This window comes from Frigoribacterium sp. CG_9.8 (genome assembly GCF_015751965.1).
Lineage (GTDB): Bacteria > Actinomycetota > Actinomycetes > Actinomycetales > Microbacteriaceae > Lacisediminihabitans.
This window is the reverse complement of the sequence record NZ_JADOVH010000001.1, coordinates 1-20,673: the sequence shown is the minus strand read 5'-3', so window position 1 is coordinate 20,673 and position 20,673 is coordinate 1. Positions and strand designations below refer to the sequence as shown.

Genomic DNA, 20,673 nt, shown 5'->3' with positions numbered 1-20,673 from the left:
TCAGCAGCCGGGCTGCTCACTTGCTTGTCGAGTTGTTTTGGTCGTCATCCAATTCGGCCAGACGCGCTTCCAACTCGCGGATGCGCTCATCGCGCTGGGTGTCCGCACCCAGCTGGCGCAGGAATTCCGGGTCGTCATCCGGAGCTTTCGGCCCACCACCTCTGGAGGCCGAAACCGGCGCTCGCCCCGACCGCTCCTTGCCGAGGGCGAACCACAGGATGCCGCTGAAGGGAGTCAGAAGCACAATCAGCACTGCCCAGAGGGCCTTCGGGAGCGCGCGCACCCGAGACTGTTCGGTGCGGATGCAATCGATGAGGGAGAAGATCGTGAATGCCACGAAAAGCACTGTGAGTATCACGTAGAACCTGGCCATGTATAGAGCCTAAGCCGGGATCCTGCAAGCAGAGCATGAGCGTTCAGGCGCAGATGCCTAGACTTGACAACGTGTACTCGCGCCAGTGGATCGTCTTCTCCCTCATCAGGGTTGGCACCTTCGCCGTGGCGCTCGCAGTACTGCTGTCGACCGGGCTGAACGTGATCGTGTCGGCCATCGGTGCGGCAGCTATCGGATTCTGCGTGTCGTACATCTTCCTGCGCAAGCAGCGTGAGGCGGTGTCGACCAGCATCGGCAATCTGCGGGCGAACAAGGACCGGGATCGCGACAACGACGTCGAGAACGAGGCACTCGATCGTTTCGACGAGCCGCGCTGATCCCATCCGTTTTTCACCCCTTCGCATTGATCGTGGTGCCTAGAACGCGATCGCCGCAGCCAGCGTCACGCCGAACACCAGAGCGGTGAAGCTTGTGAGCTTGAGCGCGAGGATGAATTCGGGCGCGGTCCTGCCGGTGAGGGTAATCACGACAGCGGGCAACCCCGACAGCAGCGAGAAGTACACGAGCGGCGCTTTCACGTAGAAGATCGCGAAGAAGATCAGGATCACATACGGGATTGCGACAAAGACGGCGAACAGGATGCGCGCGGCACGATTGCCGACGAGCACCGCGAGGGTGCGCTTGCCCGAGAGCGTGTCCTGGGCGATATCCCGGATGTTGTTGACCATCAGCACCGCGCAGGCGAAAAATCCGGCCGCGACAGCTCCGAGCCAACTCTCGACATTGACGGTGCCCACCTGGGTGAAAGTGGTGCCGGCAGTGGCGACGAGTCCGAAGAATACGAAGACGAAGAGTTCGCCGAGACCGTTGTAGCCATAGGGCCGAGTGCCGCCGGTGTAGAGGTAGGCGGCGACGATGCTGACCGCGCCAACGGCGAGCAGCCAGTAGTAGCCCGTTGTGATCGTCAAGGCGAGGCCGGCCAGCCCGCCGAGGGCGAAAAAGACCAGCGCAACGGTGAGCACGGTGCGGGGTCTGGCGGCGCCTGACCCGGTGAGCCGCGAGGGGCCAACACGATTCTTATCGGTGCCGCGAACCCCGTCTGAATAGTCGTTGGCGAAGTTGACACCGATCTGGAGACACACTGCTACGGCGAGGGCGAGCAGTGCCCGTACCCAGTGCCAGCCGCCGTCCGAAAGAAGCTGCGCCGCACCGGTACCGAGCGCAACTGGCGCGATCGCCAAGGGGAGTGTTCGCAGCCGCGCCCCACCGATCCAGTCACGAGCGGTGGCCTTGCGAATAACGACCCTCGGCAGCTTGCCGCCCGGGCGACCGCTCTTGGTGCTGACGTTGCCCATGCTGCGGTCATTCACGCTGCGCGGATCGACGCGCTTCTGGACGGGTCTTCCTGGGTTAGCCACGCGTGCGATTCTACCGACCGGTGCCGGGATGCCCACCCCGTGCTGCCGCGAATTCGGTGAGTGCCCTTCGGTCGGGTTTGCCGTTGGGTAACTGGGGCACGCTTTCCACTCTCACCAGGGCAACCGGGGCGGATGCCCGCCCCAGGGCCGCGACCACGGTCGCCTTCACCTCGGCAAGGGTTGCGTGCCCGGAAGTAAAGATCACGGGCACTTCCCCCCACTCGCCGCTCGGGGATCTCACGGCCACGGCATCCGCAAGACCGTCGATGGCACGAACGACCCGTTCGATCGCATCAAGGGACACCTTCTCACCTCCGGAGATGATCACGTTGTCGAGCCGCCCGGTCACCCGTAGTACTCCGTCGACGACCTCGCCGCTGTCACCGGTGCGGTACCAGCGCACGCCGTCTCGTGCGACGAAGGCGGCATCCGTCAAAGCGGGATCGCCAAGGTAACCCTCGGCGAGCATTGGCCCGGCGAGTTCGACCTGCCCGTCGACGATGCGTGCCACTGCGGTGCCGATCGGGATGCCGTCGTAGACGCATCCTCCGCACGTCTCACTTGATCCGTAGGTTCGCGTGACGTTGAGACCGAGTTCGATGGCTCGCGCGATCAGAGCGGGTGGGGTGGCCTGACCTCCCACCAGGATGCGGTCGAATCGCCGCACCGCAGCGAGCAGGTCGAGGTCGTCATCTGCGGCATCCACGAGTCTGGCGAGTTGGGCAGGAACCAGCGAGGTGAACCGCAGTGGAGCATCCATCGCGCGGGATGCCGCGGCGAACTCCATCGCGTCAAAACGGCCGCCGCCGAAAAACAGCGGCTCAGACCCCGCGGCGATCGAGCGCACGAGCACGTTGATGCCGGCGATGTAGTGGGTCGGCAGCGCGAGCATCCACTGCCCGGGGCCGCCGAGGGCTGATTCGGATGCCGCGGCGCTTGCCAGTAGCGCATCGGCGCTGAGCGCAACGCGTTTCGGCACACCGGTTGTCCCGCTTGTCTCGATCACAACCGCGACGCGCTGTTCGACGGTGGGCGGAAGGCCGGTCTGCGGAAGGCCGGTCTGCGGAGGGTAGGTGCGCGGATTTCCTGGCAGGATCGCGGGCCCGCCTGCAAGAGCCTCCCGAATGGCGACGAGCGCAGCGGCAGGAACGGCGTCTGGGATCACCCTCAACTCGCGGCTCATGGGGTGTCCCGCAGCAGCGAGAACAGCGCAATCAACAGCAGCGGATTGGTGAGCAGGCTCACCAGGACGGCGGCAGCCCCGAAGCGTCGGGCCTGGCCGCGACCCCTGAAGATCGCGACCGAGCCAAGCGTGAATGAGACGGCCTGCATGCTGATGACCACCCAAGCGATCACCGTGGCGGTGATCCACGCGGTCCCACTGCCGCCAGCACTGGTGCGAGCACTGCCGATGCCGATTGCCAGTACTTCGAGCAGCACGGCACTGAGTGCGAGCAGTAGGCCCGAGATCCCGGCACGCTGTAAGGGCCAACGAGCTCTCTCTGGTCGCAACGACTCGGGAAAGACCGTAGCCGAGTCCAGTGACATGGGTTAAGGCTAATCGAGCCAGCTCGCTCAAACGACGGCGGCGGCAGGCTACTTCTGAATGTCGATGGAGAAACGCACAGAACCTTCGTCGTCGATTTGGGCATCGAGCACCTTGTCGATAAGCACCAGTGCAGCGTTCTGCTCGAGATAGACCTTCGCACCCGCGCTCTCGATCACGGTGTCATTCGGTTCGGCTTGGTTTGCGACAGCGAGCGATAGATCGGTTGCGCCAGCCTCGGAGGCACTGATGCGCAGCGCGGCATCCGCTGCATCAGGAGTGCGCTCGATGAGCGTCTTGACAACGGTGGACGCGGAATCGGTGAGTGTAAGCATGAGAAGTCCTTTCGATAGTGCGAATGGAAGTCGGCCACGCTTCCGCACTTCGGTGCTGAGCACAACCCCCGCGCCCAGACACGGAGGGTCCTCCCACCTCCCGGAAAGTCGAGCACAGTCATTGCCGCGCATTACGACAGACTGGAGACATGTTGCCAACGCTGCCTGACATGCTCTCCTGTGCACGTGTCGTCACGCTGCCATTACGCCAGCGGTTTCGCGGCATTGAGCATCGTGAGGTGATGCTGTTCGAGGGTCCGGCTGGCTGGACCGAATTCTCGCCGTTCCTCGAATACGGTGATGCCGAAGCATCCGCCTGGCTGGCAGCGGCGATTGATTTCGGATGGCTCCAGGCGCCCGCGCTCTTTCGCAGCCAGATCCGGGTGAATGCCACCCTGCCCGCCGTGGCTCCGGATGCCGTGCGGGAGATCCTCGACCGATTCCCCGGCTGCCGCACTGTCAAGGTCAAAGTCGCCGAGCCTGGGCAACAACTCAGCGATGATGTCGCCAGGGTCGCCGCCGCGCGTCGGTATCTCGGGCCGGAGGGGCGCATCCGGTTGGATGCCAACGGCGGGTGGAATGTGGATGAGGCGGAGCACGCGATCCATGCCCTCGCCCCAAGCGACCTGGAATACGTCGAACAGCCGTGCGCCACAGTGGATGAGCTCGCCGACATCCGCAGTCGAGTCAAGTACATGGGGCTGCCGATTGCCGCCGATGAGAGTGTGCGCAAGGCCGCAGATCCGCTCGAAGTCGTGACCGCGAAGGCCGCGGACCTGCTGGTGATCAAGGCACAGCCGCTCGGAGGCATCCGTGCCGCGCTGCGGATCGTGGATGCTGCACGCCTGCCCATCGTCGTCTCGAGCGCCCTCGAGACTTCGGTCGGCATCTCGATGGGCGCTCATCTTGCCGCCGCAATCCCCGAACTGGCCTACGACTGCGGGCTTGCCACGGTGAGTCTGCTCAGCTCGGACATCATGATCGATTCGCTCGTCGCCGAGCGCGGGCTCGTGGATGTGCGCCGGGTGACTCCGGATGCCGCCCTGCTCGACCGCTTCGCCGCGGATGCCGATCGAGTGCAGTGGTGGAATGCGCGCCTCGAGCGCTGCCTCGCACTGCTGAGCGCACCCTAGCTTTTAGCGGCCGAGAAGGGGACTGAACTCAGTTTTCATCCACCGGGGTGAACGCCCTCCGCCAATGCTGAACCGCGCCCATCCGGCACCCAGCTAACAGGACTCTCCTCTAGACCGGAACGGGCCATGGTGTCAGACTGCTGACATGGCAAAACACGGCAAGAAATCAAAAAGTCACTCCGACGCCAAGTCTCTTGCCGCCGCCGAACAAGACGCACCGAACAAGTCTGACGCTCGTGCACACCAAATCGGAGTGCTCGACGAGGCATTGACCTACGTCCTCCGTCATGCGGCAGCATCGCTTCGCGGTGCGATGGCCGAGGCTTTGCGGCCGCTCGACCTCTCCACTGCCCAGCATGCGTGCCTCGAACTGCTCGGGCGCAGCCCCGGACTGTCGAGTTCCGAACTCGCCAGAGGCGCATTCGTAAGCCGACAATCGATGAACCTCGTACTGCGCGGGCTGCAGGATCGCGGGTTGGTGACCCGGCCCGAAATCGCACCACAGGGCAGAGCGCTGCCGACAAAGCTCACCGCTGAGGGCCGCGAAGCTCTCAACTCCGCCAACGTGGTCACCCGCTCTGTCGAGAAGCGCATGCTCGCGGCGATACCGGACAAACGCCGTGCACGCTTTCGTACTGACCTTGCCGTCTGCGCCGCTGTACTGGCCCCAGACGACTGAACTGGCCGCAGTGCTCGGCCCGGGTTCACAGCCCGGTTTACAGTCCGCTATAGGCGTGCAGGCCCTTGAAGAACAGGTTCACGATGGTGAAATTGAACATCACTGCGGCAAAACCGACGATGGCGAGGTAGGCGGATCGCGCGCCGCGCCAGCCTCGTGTCGCCCGTGCGTGGAGGTATCCGGCGAAGATGGTCCAGATGATGAAGGTCCAGACCTCCTTCGTGTCCCATCCCCAGTAGCGTCCCCAGGCGTGCTCGGCCCAGATGGCACCAGCCATGAGGGTGAAGGTCCAGAATATGAAACCGACCACGATCACCCGGTAGGCGAGCGTCTCGAGCTTCTCGGCATCCGGCATCGTATCCAGGAATTTGAGCCCTGCGATACTCTTCGCCTCGCGGCGCGCTTGAATCAGTTGCACGAGGGACAAGCCAGCGCCAATGGCGAAGAATGCCGTGCCGAGAGTCGCGACGAACACGTGGATCACGAGCCAGTACGACTGCAGTGCCGGCGGAAGCGGCACCACGTTCACGTAGAAGCCGACGGTGCCAAAGCCGAGCACGATGAGGCAGAAGCCGGTGATGTATGCGCCGAGGAAGCGCAGGTTCTGCCACGCCTGAATGGCGATGAAGACCCCGACGATGATTGCGGATGCGGTGAGCGAGAACTCGAACATGTTGGCCCACGGCACACGGTTGGCTGCAACACCACGCAGCACTGTGCCGATGACATGAAGCACCCAGCCGAGGATGGTCAGTGCAAACGCAGCCCGCTCGAACCGGTTCGAGGCCCGCTGCGGAGCAGCGACCACAGGTTCGCGATCGAGAACTGCCGTGCCCCCAACCCGAGTCATCTGTCCCACGCGCGCAGCGGAATTCACGGTCGCTAGCGGGCTCTCGGCAGAGCGCTTCGCCAGGTCGAGGGTGAAGGCGATAAAGGCGAACAGGTAGACGCCCATCGCAGAGTAGATCGCGGTGAGGGAGTAGGACGCAAGGGCAGCGGATATCACGAATTTAGCCTAAGCCCGAGTTGCTGTGAGTGACGCTGGGCGATGGCTGCGACGGCAGCGTCCAGGGTCGGATCCTCCCCGCGAGCGAGGCCCGCGTATTCGATCCGCAGTCGGCCTCCTGCAAGCTCGACCACCTTGATCCACAGGCGGCGGCGGGGGATGAACAGCGAGGTGAGCAGCCCAGCGAGCACGGTGATGGCGAAGAACAGCACCCAGCCCTGGGTCGGATCGCGGTGCACGTCAAACGAGGCGAAGCGCTGCACGCTCTGCGACAGATCCGCGCCATCAGATGCTGGCGCCTTATTTTCGAAGGTGACGGATCCGAGGCCGCCGGGGATCTGCGCACTCTCCCCCGGCTTCAAGCGAAGTGCCATCGTGCCGTCGGCGGTGCCTGGGCCAGCCAGTGGCGTCATCTTGTCGGTGTCGAGCACATAGACAGACTTGGGCACGCCCGCATTGATGCCGAGATCCCCCGTGAACACGACGAGGGAAAGCACTGGATTGCGCAGGTCGGGGTAGACCGAGCCGAGCACGCCATCCGCATTCTCATTCGCAGTCGGGTAGAAGAATGCCCGCATACCCACTTGGGAGGCGAGTCCGTCAGGCACCTTGATGATGCCGAGTGAGGTGAGGTTGGCGTCCTGGGCGAGAAAGGGCACCGGCTCGGAGTAGACGGTCTTACCCGCCGGATTCTTGACGGTGATCCAGGGGGCGTAGCCGTTTCCGAGGAGGTAGACATTGTTGCCACCGATGCGCAACGGGTCGTTGACCTTGATCACCGCTTTGGTCGCCGTGCCCGAAGCATCGAAGGTGGTGACGTCGGCCGTGTAGTCGATCGGCTGGCCGAGGGCGTTGCGGTTCTTCTCCTCGTAGTTCACGGCGAACTTATCGAGTTTCAGTCGGTAGGGCTGCAGGTCGCTGTCGGTGAAGAACCGCCCCTTGGTGAAGGAGTCGAAGGTGAGGCGCACATTGGCAAACGCCTGCCCGGTAACCAGCACCTTATTGCCGGTGTACCCGACGCCGCCCCCGATTCCCACGGCGACGAGGATACCGATCAGCGAGATGTGGAAAACCAAGTTGCCGGTCTCGCGCAGGTATCCACGCTCCGCGGAGGCGGAGAACTCCGGTCCATCGAGGCCTCGGCCGTCAAACAGCTTGACCCGATATCCCGCCCTGCGCAGCACCGCACGGCCGGAATCGACGGCAGAGGCCGAAGTGAGGGTCGAGCCAGCAGCATCCGCTTCGATTTCGAAGGCACTGAACGAACCAAGCCGCTCGAGGCGTGCCGGAGTCTTCGGGGGTGGCGAGGTGAGCGCCTTCGCGTGATGGATCGTGCGCGGGATGACACACCCGATCAACGAGATGAACAGGAGCAGGTAGATGGCCGAGAACCAGGCAGAGGTGTAGACGTCAAAGAGCTGGAGCTTGTCGAGCACGGGAGCCGCGCTCGCATTGTTGGCGAAGTACTGAGTCACCCCGTTAGGGTCGGAGCTGCGCTGCGGAAAGACAGATCCGGGCACCGCGGCGATCGCAAGCAGCAGCAGCAGGAATAGCGCGGTGCGCATGCTTGTGAGCTGACGCCAGAAGAAGCGGATGTAGCCAATCGGGCCGAGCTTCGGCTGGGAGATGCTTTCGCGAGTCGAGGGCGCCGGGGAGTCGATGTGATCAGAGGGCCGGGACAAAGTTGCCGATCACCGCCCCCTGGAGCTGGTTGATCAGAATCTGCCAGATGCCGGAGACCATGAGCAGTCCGATCAGGATCAGGAATGAACCGCCCGCGATATTGATAACCCGGATGTGCCGCTTGAGCCACGCGACGGAGCCGGTAACCCAGTTGAGACCGAGCGCAACGAGCAGGAACGGGATACCGAGGCCGATGCAGTAGACCACACCGAGCAGCACTCCCCGCCAGGCATTTCCGCTCCCCATGCTGAAGGAGAGCACCGCAGCGAGGGTCGGACCGATGCACGGAGCCCAGCCGAGACCGAACACGATGCCGAGCAGCGGCGCTCCGGCGAGACCGGTGGTGGTGCGCCACTGCGGCTTGAAGTCGCGCTGCAGGAAAGTGAACTGCCCGATGAACACGAGCCCCATCAGGATGAGCAGCCCGCCGGCGATGCGGGTGATCAGCCCCAGCCACGGAATCAGCAGGGCACCAGCGGCCGCCGCCACCACATTGAGGGCGATGAAGACGACGCTGAACCCGAGCACGAACAGTGCAACTCCCGTGAGTAGCCGCCCGCGCTGGCGTGCACCGCGGATATTCTTCTCCGCGCTGCCAGCGAATCCGCCGATGTAGGCGAGATACCCGGGCACGAGAGGAAGCACGCACGGCGACGCGAATGCGACCAGGCCGGCCAGCAGCGCGATCGGCAGCGCGAGGGCGAGGTTACCGTCCAGGATCAGATTGCGGATATCCATTACTTGCTCTCGGCAAGCGTGTCGGAGATGAGCGTGTTCAGGATCGATTGCGATTCGAGCTGACCGACGATGCGGGCGGCGATGCGGCCCTTGGCATCCAGCACGAAGGTCGTGGGAGTGGCGGTCGGGGCCACCGCACCGGCGAAGGCGATCCTCGCGGCACCGCTGTCGACATCCATCACCGAGGGATAGGTGATCCCGTAATTCTTCTCGAACGACAGCGCACCTTCCGGCTGATCGAAGATGTTGACGCCGATGAACTTCACTCCGTCGGCCTGGTATTTCTCATACAGCCCCTGCAGAAAAGGTGCCTCGGCGCGACAGGGCGCGCAGTTCGCGTACCAGAAATTGACGACGGTCACCGGCCCGCGGGGCTCGGATGCCGTGAGGGTCTTGCCATCCACTGTCGTGCCGGTGAAATCGATGGCCGCGATGCGCTTGGCAGCAGAAATCACCACGGGGAGACCCGAATTGTCGGTGAAATTGGTGCCGCCACTTCCGTAGTCCTTGGCGAGGGAATCGGTTGAGCAGCCGCTCAGGACGAGTATCCCGGAGAGTGTTACGGCGATCAGTGCGATGGCTGTGCGCGCTCTCACACGGCACCTGTGTCGATTGACGCGGCGAGCAGTTCTGCAGCGGGATCCTGGTAGCAGACCTCCACGAAACGATCGCCCTCTTTGCGGAGCGTTGTGATGCTCGACAGGTGGCAGCGGCGGTGGCGAGGGTCGTGGAATGGCTTGGCGCCGGCGACGAATCGCTGCACCATCACGATGGGCATCTGATGGCTCACCATGACGACCTCACCGCCATCCGCGGCATTCCAGGCATCGCCGATCACGCTCATCATGCGGTCGATCACGCTCACGTAGGGCTCGCCCCAGCTCGGCTTCCAGGGATTGAGCACCCAGCGCCAGACACGCGGCTTGGTGAGAACGGCCGGTCCGAACTCGAACTTCTCCCCTTCGAACCGATTGGTCGGCTCGATCAGGCGCTCATCGGTGACGATGTCGAGTCCGAATGAGGCGCTCCAGGGAGCGGCGGATTCCTGCGCGCGCTGCAATGGGCTGGCATACAAGGCCGTGATGGGATGCCCGGCGAGCTCGCCAGCCGCGGCCGCGGCCATCCGGTGCCCGAGCTCCGAAAGATGGTAGCCCGGAAGCCGCCCGTAAAGAATGCCCTTCGGGTTGTAGACCTCGCCATGCCGAACGAGGTGAATCAGTGTTGCAGCCACTGTTCTATTCTACGTTTTGCGGTGCTGCGGGATTCCCGTGAGGGGGGTCGGGCTGCTGCTGCTGCCTGCCTGCCTGCCTGCCTGCCTGCCTGCCTGCTGCAATACTGGGCCAGTTCGGTCACTCCGGGCCGGCGTGCCAGCCCGGAATGTCCGCAATCGCCCGGAATCAGGCAGCGGATGGCCGCAGTCGAGGCGCGAGGTCGAGGCGAGGCCACGCAGGCGCCAAGGCCCGCCGCAGGCATTCGCGCCGTGCGCCTCGAGCACTGGTACCGTGACCTCCATGAACAACGACTCCCCTGACCCCCGCGCGGCCGCGATCGAAGCCGGCCGGGAGTTGCAGACGATTCTCGAGAATCACATCGCGCTACTCGCCGCCGGCACCGACCAGGATGATGCTGCGGTCGAGGTCGACCGCGAGCTCTGGGAGGCGGTGGGTGCCTACGGCGAAGCACTCGACGATCTCTACGACGATGAGGATGACGCGGAAGAGGATGACGCGGAGGAGCTGACCTTCACCGTGCGCACCCGCTACGACTACACGGTCATCGATGAAAAAGCTTTTCTCGCCGCGGGTGCGGGGGTGGGGGCCGCAGTTTCTGCGTTACTCGAACGGGCCGGCGGCAAGCCGGTGAGCGCACTCGAGGTGGCGTCACTCGAGACGGGTAGCGGCATCCTCACCGTGCATCTCAACCGGGAGTTGCTGGTGTCAGCCGACTTCCAGGCCGCAGACGAAGAGACCGACCTACTGCTCGTGGCTCCCAACGAAGACCTCGTGTATGTGCTGGACGAGCCTGTCTACGATTCGCGCCTCGAAGCGGAAGCCGCTGCAAAGAACCGCTGATCAGTGGCTAGCCCGGTCATCACCAGCCCGGGGAAAGCCAGACCAGAGCGTTAAACCAAGAAATCGACCACAGCCTGCCCGCTGACCAGCAAGCGGATCTGTGCCCCCACTTTTTGGTGCTCGGGGTGAACCTGGTAGGCCTCGAGCCCCACCTCGTCGTTAAATTCCACGACCAGGCCGAGATCCCAGTGGTTCGGGCCGGTGACGACACTCGGCCCGACGCGCAAGGAGCGGATCGATGGCACAGCGCCAACCAGCGATTCGAGCCCCGCGACGATCGACGCGATCTTTTGCTGGCCTTCGGGACCTGCGGCATCCGCGATCTTCCATGAGACGACGTGTATGAGCATTTTTTAGACCTCCATTAGGGCGGCGCGCAATCGAGCGGGGTCGACGCGCCAGATATTGTGCACGCGCCCGTTGATGAGCACGACCGGAATCTCGTCCGCGTAGCGATCAAGCAGGGCAGCATCTTCAAGGATCGAGAGCTCCTCCACCGTGACGGTGGGAGCGGATGCCTCGGAATCGAGCTGCTGCACGACAGCGGTGATCGTCTCGCGGGCTGCGTCGCACAGGTGACAGCCCGGTTTGCCGATCAGGGTGATGATTGCCGTGGACACCTGACAACAGTATCGGCGTTGTCTGGTGCGGCGCATGGGGTGCGTGCGAACTGCGTTGCGTCCAGGAGCAAAAACGAAGAGCCAAGCTGGAGGGCTTGGCGCTTGGTGTTCCGGCAACGCCCTGGTCGAGGCGGTGCCGGAGGGAGGATCTTGGTGCGGCGCTACTTCTTGTTGCGGCGCTGGTGACGGGTCTTACGAAGCAGCTTGCGGTGCTTCTTCTTCGCCATACGCTTGCGACGCTTCTTGATTACTGAACCCATAAAGACCTCAACTATTGTTCGGACGACGACCGGGTCCAATCAGAACCGCGGAAAAAATACCTTCCGTTAGCTTAGCCGCCCGGGTCTCGCCCTGCTAACCGGGCTATCGCAGGCCACCGCGCGAAGAGCGAACCCTGCCGAAAGCGGGCTATCCGACGTCGGAGATCGTTGTGTCGATGGCTGCGACGACAGCGGACTCCGGAACCCGGAAGGAACGACCGAAGCGGATGGCAGGCAATTCTCCGGAGTGCACAAGCCGGTAGACCGTCATTTTTGAGACCCGCATCATGTCGGCGACTTCCGCCACCGTGAGAAAACGCACCTCAGAGAGATCGCGTGCCATGTCGGGTACTCCTTGTCAGGTTCCAGCGATATTGGGAACAGACACACTCGATCGCCTGTGTTACTGGAGTGCTAAGCGGTAACTGTAGGGGCTAATGTGACTCGCTGGCAACATCCCCGTTCGGGCGGGCGCCTTTTCGCACGCCTATCGAACGCACGCCCAACGCACACCGGCCTATCGAACGCACGCCTATCGGATGCACGCCTATCCAACGCACGCCTATCGATCGCTCTGCCGTGCAAGCTTCTTCTTGATCGGTTCGATCACTCGGCGCTCGAGGTCGTGCTGGGCATCCTGCAGTCGGATGCTCGCCTCGGCGGCTCGCCGACCGATCGCAGTGCCCGCATCAGTGGGATGCTGCAGCGTCTCTGCCGCGCGCCGGAACGGCTTCGGCACCTGCGCGCCCGACCACGCCGCAAACACCGTCGAACCGTCATCGCTGCCACTATCGAAATCCGCGCTGAGGTAGGGAATGAGCCAGTCCTCGAGATCTTCTAGCGGGCTGGTGTCGAGGCTGTAATAGCGGTGCTGGCCCTCCTCGCGCACGGTAACCAGATCGTGGTCGCGCAGCACCTTGAGGTGCTTCGACACCGTCGGCTGGCTCAGCCCGAGCTTCTCAACGATCTCTCCGACGCTGATCTCGCCTGCATTAGCCCGCCCGCGAGTGATGTCGGAAGCTGTGTACCGGTCGAGCAGCACCTGGAGGAGGTCACGTCGGGTCGCATCGGCGACGACATCGAAAATATCAGCCATCCCAACAGGCTACCGGGCACGGCACACGGGTACCATGTCATCCTGTTGCGAGGGGATCGATGGCCACCAGATCGGATGAGCGCGGCGTGCGCTTCGGTGGAGCCTCCGGATCCTTTCGGAGATTCGTTCTCGCCTCGCCCGCACGCTTCGCCGTTGGCGTATTCATCGCGCTGATCGCCGTCTTCACGCTGCTGCTGTCGCTGCCAATCGCTACGGCCGCGCCATCCGGAACCAGTTTTGCCGACGCGTTATTCACCGCGGTCTCAGTGATCTGCGTCACCGGTCTCTCCACGGTGGATATGGCGACGAACTGGAGCGTATTTGGCAACGGTGTCGTGCTTATTGGCGTGCAGATCGGCGGCGTCGGCGCGCTCACTCTCGCGTCCATCCTGGGGCTCGTGATCTCCCGCAAGGTCGGCTTGAGGGCGAAGCTGATGGCCGCGAGCGACAGTAATCCGCTACGAATTCAGCGCGGCCCGGTCGCCGAGGGGCAGGCCGTGCGGCTGGGGGAGATCGGAGGGTTGCTCGCCACTGTCGCCATCAGCACGCTCGTGATCGAAGCGGTGATCGCACTTGCGCTGCTTCCGCGCATTCTGCTCGGCGGGGTCGCCCTCCCCGACGCGATCTGGCAGTCGATTTATTTTGCGGCGATGGCATTCACCAACACCGGCTTCGTTCCCATCGCGACCGGTCTCGCCCCTTACGCACAAGACATCTGGTTTCTCGGGGTGCTCATGGTCGGCGTGCTGCTCGGCAGCATCGGCTTCCCGGTGATCTACGTGCTCTCCCGCTCTCTTCGCACACCACGGCGCTGGTCCCTTCATGCCAAGCTCACCCTGGTCACGAGCGGGATCCTTCTCGTTCTCGGAGCCGCCACCTATTTCGGGCTTGAGTTCAGCAATCCACGCACCTTCGGCAGCCTTGACGGCGGACAGCGGATACTTCAGTCATTTTTCCTCTCGGTGATGACCCGGTCGGGCGGCTTCGCGACCATCGACATCAGCGAGCTCAACGGGTCGAGCCTCCTCGTCACCGACATTCTCATGTTCATCGGAGGCGGCTCGGCCTCCACCGCAGGCGGCATCAAAGTGACGACCCTCGCGGTATTGTTCCTCGCTGCCTTCGCCGAAGCGCGCGGCAAAAGCGAAGTCGAGGCATTCGAGCGCCGCATCCCGACGGACGTGGTGCGAATCGCCGTGAGTGTGCTGCTCTGGGGTGCCACCACTGTCGCCATTGCCACCATCGTTGTTCTTCAACTCACGGGGGAGCGCCTCGACTTCGTGCTGTTCGAAGTGGTCTCCGCATTCGCCACCTGTGGCCTCTCCGCTGGGCTTACCGCCAACCTTCCGGACTCAGCGGTGTATGTGCTGGCAACCACGATGTTCCTTGGGCGCGTTGGTACAGTGACTCTCGCCGCAGCCCTCGCAGCGAGCACCCGTCGCCAGCTGTTCCACCGAGCGGAAGAGAGGCCCATCGTTGGCTGATCCAATTGCGGCGGACGCCGCCGTGCTAGTGATCGGACTCGGTCGCTTCGGCGCCGCGACCGCCGGGGAACTCACGAGGCTTGATCGCGATGTGCTCGTGATCGACGACGACGCTCAACTCGTGCAGACCTGGTCAGAGGTCGTGACCCACGCCGTTCAGGCGGATGCCCGCAACATCGACGCGCTGCGGCAGATCGGAGCGCAGGACTTTTCAATCGCGATCGTCGCGGTGGGCTCTTCGATCGAAGCCAGCGTCTTGATAACCGCAAACCTGGTGGACCTGGGGATCCCGCAGATCTGGGCGAAGGCGATCAGCAAGTCACACGGCACAATTCTTCAGAGGATCGGAGCGCATCACGTGGTCTTCCCGGAGGCCGAGGCCGGGGAAAGGGCCGCTCACCTGGTCTCCGGACGGATGCTCGACTTCATCGAATTCGACGATGATTTTGTGATCGTGAAAATGCATCCGCCACAGCCGATCCGGGGTGTTCCGCTCTCCGAGTCAGGTGTGCGCAAAAAGTTTCGGATCACGGTCGTCGGCGTGAAATCGCCCGGCCAGGAGTTCACCTATGCCACTCCCGACACCGTGGTCTCCGACCAGGACCTCATCATCGTGAGCGGCAACTCGGCCAACATCGAGCGTTTCGCGAACCTTCAGGCCTAGCGGGCGGTCGTGCACCGCGCGGCGAGGGCTGGATACGCGCGGCGGGGTTCGATACGCGCAGCCGGGTTTCAATATCTGCGGCAACCCGCGCTACTCGACCAGCGGGCCCTACCCGGCAGCAAGCTCCTTGGCCCGCGCTAGTGCCGCGGCCGTTGCCCGGTCGAAGACGGCCGAGAGATCAGCCTTTTCGAGTTCCCAGATCGCGCGCTCGGTCGTGCCCTTCGGACTGGTGACTCGACGGCGCAACTCCGCGGGCTCCTCGCCGGATGCCTCGAGCAGTTCGGCGGCACCAAGGAAGGTGCCGTTTACCATGGTCGCGGCTTCCTGCCAGGTGAAACCGAGTGCGACCGCCGTCTTGGTCAACTGCTCGATCAGGTAGAAGACGTAGGCGGGGCCGGATCCCGAAATGGTGCTGAGCGCGTCGATCTTCGACTCGGGGATCTCGAGCACCTGCCCGACCGTATCGAACACGGTGAGCGCGAGTGCGACATCCTCCGGTGTCGCGCGCGATCCCGGACTGACGCCGGTGACACCCCTGCCCACCAGGGCTGGCGTGTTCGGCATGGCTCTCAGCACGACCTGTGCCACCAACGCCTCCATGGTCGAGATGGTCACTCCGGCAGCCACACTCACCACGATGGCGTCCTCGGCGAGCGCCGGGCCGATCTCGCGCAGCAGGTCAGATACCATCGCCGGTTTGACCCCGATGATCACGATTCGCGCTCCGGTGACGGCAGTGATATTCGCGCCAGGATCGTTCTCGAGGGCATACGAGGCGACGGTATCCGATCTCAGAGCCGCAGCCTTGGCCTCGGTGCGATTGGTGACGCGGATGCCGCCCTCGACGGTGACCGAAGGTGCGAGCAGTCCGCTGAGGATCGCCACGCCCATCGAACCGGCTCCGATAATCGCGATGGTTGGAAGGGTGCTCATCACATCATCCTAGGATTGAGCGCATGAGTACCGAAGGCAGTAATCGCGCGATTGTCGCGGCACTGACCGCGAACCTCGGTATCGCCGTGGCCAAGTTCATTGCCTGGGCGGTTTCCGGGTCGAGCTCGATGCTCGGTGAGGCAGTGCACTCCCTGGCAGACACCGGCAACCAGGTGCTGCTGCTGCGCGGGGGTCGGGTCTCGAAGAAGAGGGCGAATGCCGACCATCCGTTCGGCTTCGGTCGAGAGCGCTACGTCTACGCCTTCGTCGTCTCTATCATCCTGTTCACCGTCGGCGGTGTCTTCTCGCTCTACGAGGGCGTGGATAAGATCCAGCATCCGCACCCGCTCGAGAACGTCTGGATTCCCATTGTCGTGCTGCTCATCGCGATGGTGCTCGAGGGCTTCTCGCTGCGCACTGCGATGCGCGAGTCAAATCGCGTTCGCGGTAAAGACAGCTGGATCACCTTTATCCGCCGCGCTAAGGCACCCGAACTCCCGGTCGTGCTGTTGGAGGATGTCGCCGCTCTCGCCGGCCTCGTGTTCGCCTTCCTCGGCGTGATGCTGACGATCATCACCGGCAACGGGGTGTGGGATGCGATCGGCACCATCTGCATCGGAGTGTTGCTCGTGCTTGTGGCGATCGTGCTCGGCATCGAGACCAAGAGCCTGCTCGTCGGCGAAGGGGCGTCGGCCGGTGACACGGAGCGGATCCGCGATGCGATCAACGCCGATTCCGATGTCGAGTCCCTCATCCACATGAAGACCCTGTACCTCGGACCGGAGGAGTTGCTGGTCGCAGCGAAGGTCGCCTTTCCCACGAAGATGAAGCTCGCGGAGGTCGCGGCAGCAATCAACTCCCTCGAGGCACGCGTGCGGGCCGAGGTTCCCATCGCCCGGATCATCTATATCGAGCCCGACGTCTACGTCGCGCCCGGCGAGGGCAACCCCTCGACCGAGGCGATCATCATTCGAGCGGCGGACTGAGCATGCCACTCGCCCTTGTTCTGCGGCACCTTGAGATTGCACATCTGGGCAATTTGGAGGCGGTGCTGCGCGATCACGGCTACGAGATCCGCTACGTGGATGTCGCGACGGAGTCACTGCACGATCACCCGGAGCCGGATCTGGTCGTGGTGCTCGGCGGCGATATGGGCGTCTACGAAAAGGAGGCGCATCCCTATCTCGTCGACGAGGTGAAGTATCTCCGCGACCGACTCACGGCCGAACGACCCACTCTCGGTATCTGCCTCGGCGCGCAACTGATGGCGGAGGCGCTCGGTGAAACTGTGCGCAGGGGTTCGACCGTAGAGATCGGGTTCCGCGAAGTGACTCCGACCGAAGCCGGCCTCGACTCGCCGCTGAGGCATGTTGTCGGGGTGCCGGTGATGCAATGGCACGGCGACACCTTCGCACTGCCGAGCGGGGCAGTACGGTTGGCGAGTTCGAGCGCGTACAGCAATGAGGCCTTCGCTCTTGGCGACTATGCGCTTGCGGTTCAGTTTCATCCGGAGCTCACCGCCGACATGCACGAACGCTGGGTACTCGACGGGCTCCCCGAACTGGCCGGACTCGAGATTGACCCCGACGACCTGCGCCGGGATGCCCTCACGAAAGGGCGCGCGATGCAGGCGGCGTCCGCTGCGATGTTCAGCGAATGGCTTGGAGCCCTGTAGCCGGTTGCGGTAGCGGGCCGTCAGCCGCGCTTACCCTCGAAGAAGTCGAGCAGGATTGCAGCGCACCGCTCTTGTTCGACGCCCGCATACACTTCCACGCGGTGCGGCATCCGCCGGTCACGAAGCAGGTCGTAAACCGATCCGGCTGCGCCGGCTTTGGGATCCCAGGCTCCAAAAACGACCACCGGCACTCGCGCCGCCAGAATCGCCCCGGCGCACATCGCACAGGGCTCGAGGGTCACAATCAGTGTCGTGTTGGTGAGATGCCAATCCCCTGTTGCAGCAGCGGCGGACTGCAGCGCCAGAATCTCGGCGTGGGCTGTCGGGTCCTGGCGCAGCTCGCGCTCGTTGCGCCCCGCTCCGATCACAGCCCCGGAGGCGTCGAGCACGAGCGCCGCGACGGGAACATCACCGTGCTCGAGAGCCAGCGTCGCGTGTGCGAGGGCCTCGAGCATCCGCGTGCGATAAATCTCGGGCACGGCCATCACGGCACACACTCCTCTCGCCCAGCTCGGTCCTCGGCTAGATTAAGCCTATGCGAGTACACGTAGCCGACCACCCGCTCATCACTCACAAGCTCACCGTGCTGCGTGATAAGAACACGCCGTCACCCACCTTTCGGGCCCTCGCCGAAGAGCTCATGACCCTGCTGGCCTACGAGGCGACCCGCAATGTGCGGGTCGAAACAGTGACCGTGCAGACGCCAGTTGCCACCGCCACCGGCCTCGCCATCAGCCACCCACGGCCACTCGTCGTTCCTATTCTCCGAGCCGGTCTCGGCATGCTCGAAGGCATGGTCAAGCTGATCCCCACGGCCGAAGTCGGCTTTCTCGGGATGGTGCGCGACGAAGAGACCCTGCAGCCCACAACCTACGCCGAGCGCCTCCCCGAGGATCTCTCCAACCGCCAGTGCTTCGTACTCGACCCGATGCTGGCCACCGGTGGTTCGCTCATCGCGGCCATAAACTTTCTGCTCGCCCGCGGTGCGGTGGATGTCACGGCGGTCTGCCTCATTGCCGCACCGGAGGGTCTCGCCGCGGTCGAGGCCGCGATGGAGGGTCGTGAGGTGACGATCGTGCTCGGCGCGGTTGACGACATGCTCAACGAGTTGGGGTACATCGTGCCCGGCCTCGGAGACGCAGGAGATCGCCTCTACGGTTTGGTCTAGCTGCGCATCTAGCGGAAGATCTCGCTGCGGATCCTGCTGCACAACTAGCTGCGGATCCTGCGGGCTGGCTTGACTTTTGGCCGACCACTGCCAGATAGTTGGAATATGTCGTTCTCCACGCTTGCTCCGGCCGCCCGTGCGGCATCCGGATGCTCCAGCGTGGTGGCGTGTTGTCGAATGTGTGCCTGACGGTCCACCCCTGAGTCGGATTCTGCTCGTTACGAGTCGAGAATCCCCGGATGTGCGCTCCTCATAGCGAGCGACACCCCGTAGTGCATCACCTGAAGTATCCCGAAGGATCACACCCTCATCATTAGAGGCCCTTCACCCCTCTCAAGGATTCTCGACCCATGTCTCTGTCTCTCGCAACCACGTCTCTTGCAACCACGTCTCTTGCAACCACGTCTCTTGCAACCATCGATCTCGACCACCCGTCTTCTGGGCGCAGCCTCACACCCGTAGGAGCAATACCCCTCTCCGCAGCACCCGCTGCCGCGCTGCCGGATGCTCCCGTGCGCATCCGCGCCGTTCCCGGAGGCACCGAGGCACGCGGCTTTGTGCTGTACGTGGGAGTCGACGAGTTGAAGGCCGCGGCCGCAGGAACCGACCTCGGAAGTATCGTCGAGGCGCTGCGCGGTCTCGCGAAGAATCTTGTACCCTCCTCCGAGACCTACGCCGCGGTTGCACTCGCACCACAGGGTGCCGGTGGGCGTGATGTGGAGGTCGTGCGGCTTGCGCTGCAGGATCCCTCTGCCCTGGCCAAGCATCGCCAGCAGCCCGAGCCGACGGAAAAGACCCGCGGGGGTGTGGTGATCGACCTCTCCCGCAAGCGTGTCGTGCTCGATGACGAACCCGCTGCCGTCACCTATAAAGAGTTCGAGCTGTTGCAGTATCTCGTGCTTCGTGAAGGCCGCACCATCGACCGCGCCGAGCTCATCTCATCACTGTGGTCAGCGGGCGATGACGAGACCCCCAACGAACGCACCATCGATGTTCACGTTCGCCGTTTGCGCTCGAAGCTCGGAGCCTACGAAGACATCGTGCGCACGGTGCGTGGGGTGGGCTACCGTTTTGATCGGCATGCGGATGTCGCCATCCGCCACACCGGAACTCCGAGCCCCGATCTGTTCTAAGACTGACCCGCACTAACGGTGGGCTGCGCTACACGATCGCGGGCTGTTCTCACAGTGGGACTGCTCTGGGAGCGAGTTAGAGGGCAGGCGTTGGCGCGTCGGGTTTCGCCTTCTTCGAGTGGCTCGCCAGCCAGTCGCGCTCGGCAAGGAGGGAATTGAGCGTCACGTTCTCCAAACCGGGGCTAACCACGTCGCTGAATGGACTGTCCAGCCCAGTCCTGGAGTACACTGCTGCGGCGTAGGCCGACGCGGCAATCTGCAATTTCGCCGCGGTCCTCTGGGATCTTTTGAGTGAGACGTGGCTGCCTCCGACGGCCTCCGCGTGCTTGCGGAGGGCCTTGATCAGATCCTTGAGCGCTGCATCGATTTTCTGGGACATGACCCTCATTCTCGCGCATGAAGGTAAATAGACTGCAAGCCCAATTGTGAAACGGGATCACGGATGCTCAACGGGTTTCGACTGGGTGCTTCCAAGATCACCCGAACGTCGCTCCGTCGGTGTGAGCGTGTGACGCTATGCCCTCAGATTGCAACAATGAGCAATACGCCAGGAAAATACGCGGGTTTATAGCGGCCGGCAAAGATCTTGCGACCGAAGCGCGGCGAATTCAGGTGGTGAGTGCAACACCCTGAGTTCTAGTGGGTATTTTCGATGGCAAGACCTGTTTCGCCGTTGGCTGTTCGGTTGGCGTTTTG

General features: G+C 63.5%; 28 protein-coding genes. 10 read left to right on the top strand and 18 right to left on the bottom strand.

Going from position 1 to position 20,673, the window contains the following annotated elements; all coding sequences use genetic code 11:
* Positions 1–16 precede the first annotated feature (16 nt).
* Positions 17–373 carry a PLDc N-terminal domain-containing protein gene (locus tag IWX88_RS00140; RefSeq protein ID WP_196826398.1) on the bottom strand — a complete coding sequence of 119 codons (357 nt, stop codon included), beginning with the start codon at positions 371–373 and terminating at the stop codon, positions 17–19.
* Between the two features lie 71 nt (positions 374–444).
* On the opposite strand from IWX88_RS00140, the gene IWX88_RS00135 reads away from it, so the two are divergent.
* Positions 445–711 carry a DUF4229 domain-containing protein gene (locus IWX88_RS00135; RefSeq protein WP_370568112.1) on the top strand — a complete coding sequence of 89 codons (267 nt, stop codon included), beginning with the start codon at positions 445–447 and terminating at the stop codon, positions 709–711.
* A gap of 39 nt (positions 712–750) precedes the next feature.
* Here the strand turns inward: IWX88_RS00135 and IWX88_RS00130 are convergent, their stop codons facing one another.
* The 4 genes from IWX88_RS00130 to IWX88_RS00115 all read right to left on the bottom strand — a co-directional run bounded on the left by IWX88_RS00130 (position 751) and on the right by IWX88_RS00115 (position 3,633).
* Positions 751–1,689, bottom strand: a complete 939-nt coding sequence (locus IWX88_RS00130; RefSeq protein ID WP_196827716.1) for a 1,4-dihydroxy-2-naphthoate polyprenyltransferase — start codon at positions 1,687–1,689, stop codon at positions 751–753.
* 73 nt (positions 1,690–1,762) lie between these two features.
* Positions 1,763–2,935 (bottom strand): AMP-binding protein, encoded by a 1,173-nt coding sequence (locus IWX88_RS00125; RefSeq protein WP_196826396.1) that lies wholly within the window; start codon positions 2,933–2,935, stop codon positions 1,763–1,765.
* Positions 2,932–3,300 (bottom strand): hypothetical protein, encoded by a 369-nt coding sequence (locus IWX88_RS00120; protein WP_196826395.1) that lies wholly within the window; start codon positions 3,298–3,300, stop codon positions 2,932–2,934. Before IWX88_RS00120 ends, IWX88_RS00125 begins: the two co-directional genes overlap by 4 nt.
* A gap of 48 nt (positions 3,301–3,348) precedes the next feature.
* Positions 3,349–3,633, bottom strand: a complete 285-nt coding sequence (locus IWX88_RS00115) for a Fe-S cluster assembly protein HesB (RefSeq protein ID WP_196826394.1) — start codon at positions 3,631–3,633, stop codon at positions 3,349–3,351.
* A gap of 149 nt (positions 3,634–3,782) precedes the next feature.
* Here IWX88_RS00115 and IWX88_RS00110 point away from each other — a divergent pair, with 149 nt between their 5' ends.
* Both IWX88_RS00110 and IWX88_RS00105 read left to right on the top strand, forming a co-directional pair.
* The gene (locus IWX88_RS00110) at positions 3,783–4,766 is read left to right on the top strand and encodes an o-succinylbenzoate synthase (RefSeq protein ID WP_196826393.1); all 984 of its coding nucleotides are present in this window, start codon (positions 3,783–3,785) and stop codon (positions 4,764–4,766) included.
* 145 nt (positions 4,767–4,911) lie between these two features.
* Positions 4,912–5,445, top strand: a complete 534-nt coding sequence (locus tag IWX88_RS00105) for a MarR family winged helix-turn-helix transcriptional regulator (RefSeq protein ID WP_196826392.1) — start codon at positions 4,912–4,914, stop codon at positions 5,443–5,445.
* A 37-nt stretch (positions 5,446–5,482) separates the two neighbouring features.
* Here the strand turns inward: IWX88_RS00105 and ccsB are convergent, their stop codons facing one another.
* From ccsB to IWX88_RS00080, 5 genes are read right to left on the bottom strand one after another with little or no spacing between them, the layout of a single operon-like run.
* A complete protein-coding gene (gene ccsB / locus IWX88_RS00100; RefSeq protein ID WP_370568172.1) occupies positions 5,483–6,448 on the bottom strand; it encodes a c-type cytochrome biogenesis protein CcsB in 966 nt (321 codons plus the stop codon).
* Positions 6,448–8,133: a cytochrome c biogenesis protein ResB gene (locus IWX88_RS00095; protein WP_196826391.1), complete on the bottom strand. Its 1,686-nt coding sequence runs from the start codon at positions 8,131–8,133 to the stop codon at positions 6,448–6,450. Before IWX88_RS00095 ends, ccsB begins: the two co-directional genes overlap by 1 nt.
* On the bottom strand, positions 8,117–8,872 hold the full coding sequence (locus tag IWX88_RS00090; protein ID WP_196826390.1) for a cytochrome c biogenesis CcdA family protein: 756 nt from the start codon (positions 8,870–8,872) through the stop codon (positions 8,117–8,119). The genes IWX88_RS00095 and IWX88_RS00090 overlap by 17 nt, the downstream gene beginning before the upstream one ends.
* On the bottom strand, positions 8,872–9,468 hold the full coding sequence (locus IWX88_RS00085; RefSeq protein ID WP_370568111.1) for a TlpA family protein disulfide reductase: 597 nt from the start codon (positions 9,466–9,468) through the stop codon (positions 8,872–8,874). Before IWX88_RS00085 ends, IWX88_RS00090 begins: the two co-directional genes overlap by 1 nt.
* Positions 9,465–10,103, bottom strand: a complete 639-nt coding sequence (locus IWX88_RS00080; protein WP_196826389.1) for a histidine phosphatase family protein — start codon at positions 10,101–10,103, stop codon at positions 9,465–9,467. The genes IWX88_RS00085 and IWX88_RS00080 overlap by 4 nt, the downstream gene beginning before the upstream one ends.
* Before the next feature lie 280 nt (positions 10,104–10,383).
* On the opposite strand from IWX88_RS00080, the gene IWX88_RS00075 reads away from it, so the two are divergent.
* Entirely contained in the window at positions 10,384–10,944 is a 561-nt protein-coding gene (locus IWX88_RS00075; RefSeq protein WP_196826388.1) for a hypothetical protein, read from the top strand.
* A gap of 50 nt (positions 10,945–10,994) precedes the next feature.
* On the opposite strand, the gene IWX88_RS00070 is transcribed toward IWX88_RS00075, so the two are convergent.
* The 5 genes from IWX88_RS00070 to IWX88_RS00050 form a co-directional block, all read right to left on the bottom strand.
* Positions 10,995–11,294 (bottom strand): Dabb family protein, encoded by a 300-nt coding sequence (locus IWX88_RS00070; RefSeq protein ID WP_196826387.1) that lies wholly within the window; start codon positions 11,292–11,294, stop codon positions 10,995–10,997.
* A gap of 3 nt (positions 11,295–11,297) precedes the next feature.
* Positions 11,298–11,564, bottom strand: coding sequence for a glutaredoxin family protein (locus IWX88_RS00065; protein WP_196826386.1), 267 nt, complete (start codon positions 11,562–11,564; stop codon positions 11,298–11,300).
* Between the two features lie 161 nt (positions 11,565–11,725).
* Positions 11,726–11,824, bottom strand: coding sequence for a 30S ribosomal protein bS22 (locus tag IWX88_RS00060; RefSeq protein ID WP_003792170.1), 99 nt, complete (start codon positions 11,822–11,824; stop codon positions 11,726–11,728).
* Positions 11,825–11,972: 148 nt separating this feature from the next.
* Positions 11,973–12,167 carry a helix-turn-helix domain-containing protein gene (locus IWX88_RS00055; RefSeq protein ID WP_196826385.1) on the bottom strand — a complete coding sequence of 65 codons (195 nt, stop codon included), beginning with the start codon at positions 12,165–12,167 and terminating at the stop codon, positions 11,973–11,975.
* Positions 12,168–12,386: 219 nt separating this feature from the next.
* Positions 12,387–12,920 (bottom strand): helix-turn-helix transcriptional regulator, encoded by a 534-nt coding sequence (locus IWX88_RS00050; RefSeq protein WP_196826384.1) that lies wholly within the window; start codon positions 12,918–12,920, stop codon positions 12,387–12,389.
* A 59-nt stretch (positions 12,921–12,979) separates the two neighbouring features.
* Here IWX88_RS00050 and IWX88_RS00045 point away from each other — a divergent pair, with 59 nt between their 5' ends.
* Positions 12,980–14,404: a TrkH family potassium uptake protein gene (locus tag IWX88_RS00045; protein WP_196826383.1), complete on the top strand. Its 1,425-nt coding sequence runs from the start codon at positions 12,980–12,982 to the stop codon at positions 14,402–14,404.
* Complete coding sequence (locus IWX88_RS00040; protein WP_196826382.1) at positions 14,397–15,068, top strand: TrkA family potassium uptake protein; 672 nt, start codon at positions 14,397–14,399, stop codon at positions 15,066–15,068. Before IWX88_RS00045 ends, IWX88_RS00040 begins: the two co-directional genes overlap by 8 nt.
* A gap of 108 nt (positions 15,069–15,176) precedes the next feature.
* On the opposite strand, the gene proC is transcribed toward IWX88_RS00040, so the two are convergent.
* The gene (gene proC / locus IWX88_RS00035; protein WP_196826381.1) at positions 15,177–16,001 is read right to left on the bottom strand and encodes a pyrroline-5-carboxylate reductase; all 825 of its coding nucleotides are present in this window, start codon (positions 15,999–16,001) and stop codon (positions 15,177–15,179) included.
* A gap of 23 nt (positions 16,002–16,024) precedes the next feature.
* On the opposite strand from proC, the gene IWX88_RS00030 reads away from it, so the two are divergent.
* Complete coding sequence (locus IWX88_RS00030) at positions 16,025–16,987, top strand: cation diffusion facilitator family transporter (RefSeq protein ID WP_196826380.1); 963 nt, start codon at positions 16,025–16,027, stop codon at positions 16,985–16,987.
* Between the two features lie 2 nt (positions 16,988–16,989).
* The gene (locus IWX88_RS00025) at positions 16,990–17,676 is read left to right on the top strand and encodes a glutamine amidotransferase (RefSeq protein ID WP_196826379.1); all 687 of its coding nucleotides are present in this window, start codon (positions 16,990–16,992) and stop codon (positions 17,674–17,676) included.
* A 20-nt stretch (positions 17,677–17,696) separates the two neighbouring features.
* On the opposite strand, the gene IWX88_RS00020 is transcribed toward IWX88_RS00025, so the two are convergent.
* Positions 17,697–18,161: a nucleoside deaminase gene (locus IWX88_RS00020; protein ID WP_370568110.1), complete on the bottom strand. Its 465-nt coding sequence runs from the start codon at positions 18,159–18,161 to the stop codon at positions 17,697–17,699.
* A 50-nt stretch (positions 18,162–18,211) separates the two neighbouring features.
* Between IWX88_RS00020 and upp the strand changes: the two genes are divergently transcribed.
* Positions 18,212–18,844 (top strand): uracil phosphoribosyltransferase, encoded by a 633-nt coding sequence (gene upp / locus IWX88_RS00015; RefSeq protein ID WP_196826378.1) that lies wholly within the window; start codon positions 18,212–18,214, stop codon positions 18,842–18,844.
* 350 nt (positions 18,845–19,194) lie between these two features.
* Positions 19,195–19,977, top strand: coding sequence for a winged helix-turn-helix domain-containing protein (locus IWX88_RS00010; protein ID WP_196826377.1), 783 nt, complete (start codon positions 19,195–19,197; stop codon positions 19,975–19,977).
* 76 nt (positions 19,978–20,053) lie between these two features.
* On the opposite strand, the gene IWX88_RS00005 is transcribed toward IWX88_RS00010, so the two are convergent.
* Entirely contained in the window at positions 20,054–20,356 is a 303-nt protein-coding gene (locus IWX88_RS00005) for a hypothetical protein (protein ID WP_196826376.1), read from the bottom strand.
* Between the last annotated feature and the right edge of the window lie 317 nt (positions 20,357–20,673).

What these genes read in the sequence shown, in the direction of transcription:
- IWX88_RS00045 (WP_196826383.1), top strand. Translation starts at nt 12,980, where the DNA reads ATGGCCACCAGATCGGATGAGCGCGGCGTGCGCTTCGGTGGAGCCTCC.
- upp (WP_196826378.1), top strand. Translation starts at nt 18,212, where the DNA reads ATGCGAGTACACGTAGCCGACCACCCGCTCATCACTCACAAGCTCACC.
- IWX88_RS00110 (WP_196826393.1), top strand. Translation starts at nt 3,783, where the DNA reads ATGTTGCCAACGCTGCCTGACATGCTCTCCTGTGCACGTGTCGTCACG.
- IWX88_RS00115 (WP_196826394.1), bottom strand. Translation starts at nt 3,633, where the DNA reads ATGCTTACACTCACCGATTCCGCGTCCACCGTTGTCAAGACGCTCATC.
- IWX88_RS00070 (WP_196826387.1), bottom strand. Translation starts at nt 11,294, where the DNA reads ATGCTCATACACGTCGTCTCATGGAAGATCGCGGATGCCGCAGGTCCC.
- IWX88_RS00020 (WP_370568110.1), bottom strand. Translation starts at nt 18,161, where the DNA reads ATGGCCGTGCCCGAGATTTATCGCACGCGGATGCTCGAGGCCCTCGCA.
- IWX88_RS00140 (WP_196826398.1), bottom strand. Translation starts at nt 373, where the DNA reads ATGGCCAGGTTCTACGTGATACTCACAGTGCTTTTCGTGGCATTCACG.
- IWX88_RS00130 (WP_196827716.1), bottom strand. Translation starts at nt 1,689, where the DNA reads ATGGGCAACGTCAGCACCAAGAGCGGTCGCCCGGGCGGCAAGCTGCCG.
- IWX88_RS00010 (WP_196826377.1), top strand. Translation starts at nt 19,195, where the DNA reads ATGTCTCTGTCTCTCGCAACCACGTCTCTTGCAACCACGTCTCTTGCA.
- IWX88_RS00060 (WP_003792170.1), bottom strand. Translation starts at nt 11,824, where the DNA reads ATGGGTTCAGTAATCAAGAAGCGTCGCAAGCGTATGGCGAAGAAGAAG.
- IWX88_RS00090 (WP_196826390.1), bottom strand. Translation starts at nt 8,872, where the DNA reads ATGGATATCCGCAATCTGATCCTGGACGGTAACCTCGCCCTCGCGCTG.
- IWX88_RS00075 (WP_196826388.1), top strand. Translation starts at nt 10,384, where the DNA reads ATGAACAACGACTCCCCTGACCCCCGCGCGGCCGCGATCGAAGCCGGC.
- IWX88_RS00120 (WP_196826395.1), bottom strand. Translation starts at nt 3,300, where the DNA reads ATGTCACTGGACTCGGCTACGGTCTTTCCCGAGTCGTTGCGACCAGAG.
- IWX88_RS00050 (WP_196826384.1), bottom strand. Translation starts at nt 12,920, where the DNA reads ATGGCTGATATTTTCGATGTCGTCGCCGATGCGACCCGACGTGACCTC.
- IWX88_RS00025 (WP_196826379.1), top strand. Translation starts at nt 16,990, where the DNA reads ATGCCACTCGCCCTTGTTCTGCGGCACCTTGAGATTGCACATCTGGGC.
- IWX88_RS00030 (WP_196826380.1), top strand. Translation starts at nt 16,025, where the DNA reads ATGAGTACCGAAGGCAGTAATCGCGCGATTGTCGCGGCACTGACCGCG.
- proC (WP_196826381.1), bottom strand. Translation starts at nt 16,001, where the DNA reads ATGAGCACCCTTCCAACCATCGCGATTATCGGAGCCGGTTCGATGGGC.
- IWX88_RS00105 (WP_196826392.1), top strand. Translation starts at nt 4,912, where the DNA reads ATGGCAAAACACGGCAAGAAATCAAAAAGTCACTCCGACGCCAAGTCT.
- IWX88_RS00125 (WP_196826396.1), bottom strand. Translation starts at nt 2,935, where the DNA reads ATGAGCCGCGAGTTGAGGGTGATCCCAGACGCCGTTCCTGCCGCTGCG.
- IWX88_RS00005 (WP_196826376.1), bottom strand. Translation starts at nt 20,356, where the DNA reads ATGTCCCAGAAAATCGATGCAGCGCTCAAGGATCTGATCAAGGCCCTC.
- IWX88_RS00055 (WP_196826385.1), bottom strand. Translation starts at nt 12,167, where the DNA reads ATGGCACGCGATCTCTCTGAGGTGCGTTTTCTCACGGTGGCGGAAGTC.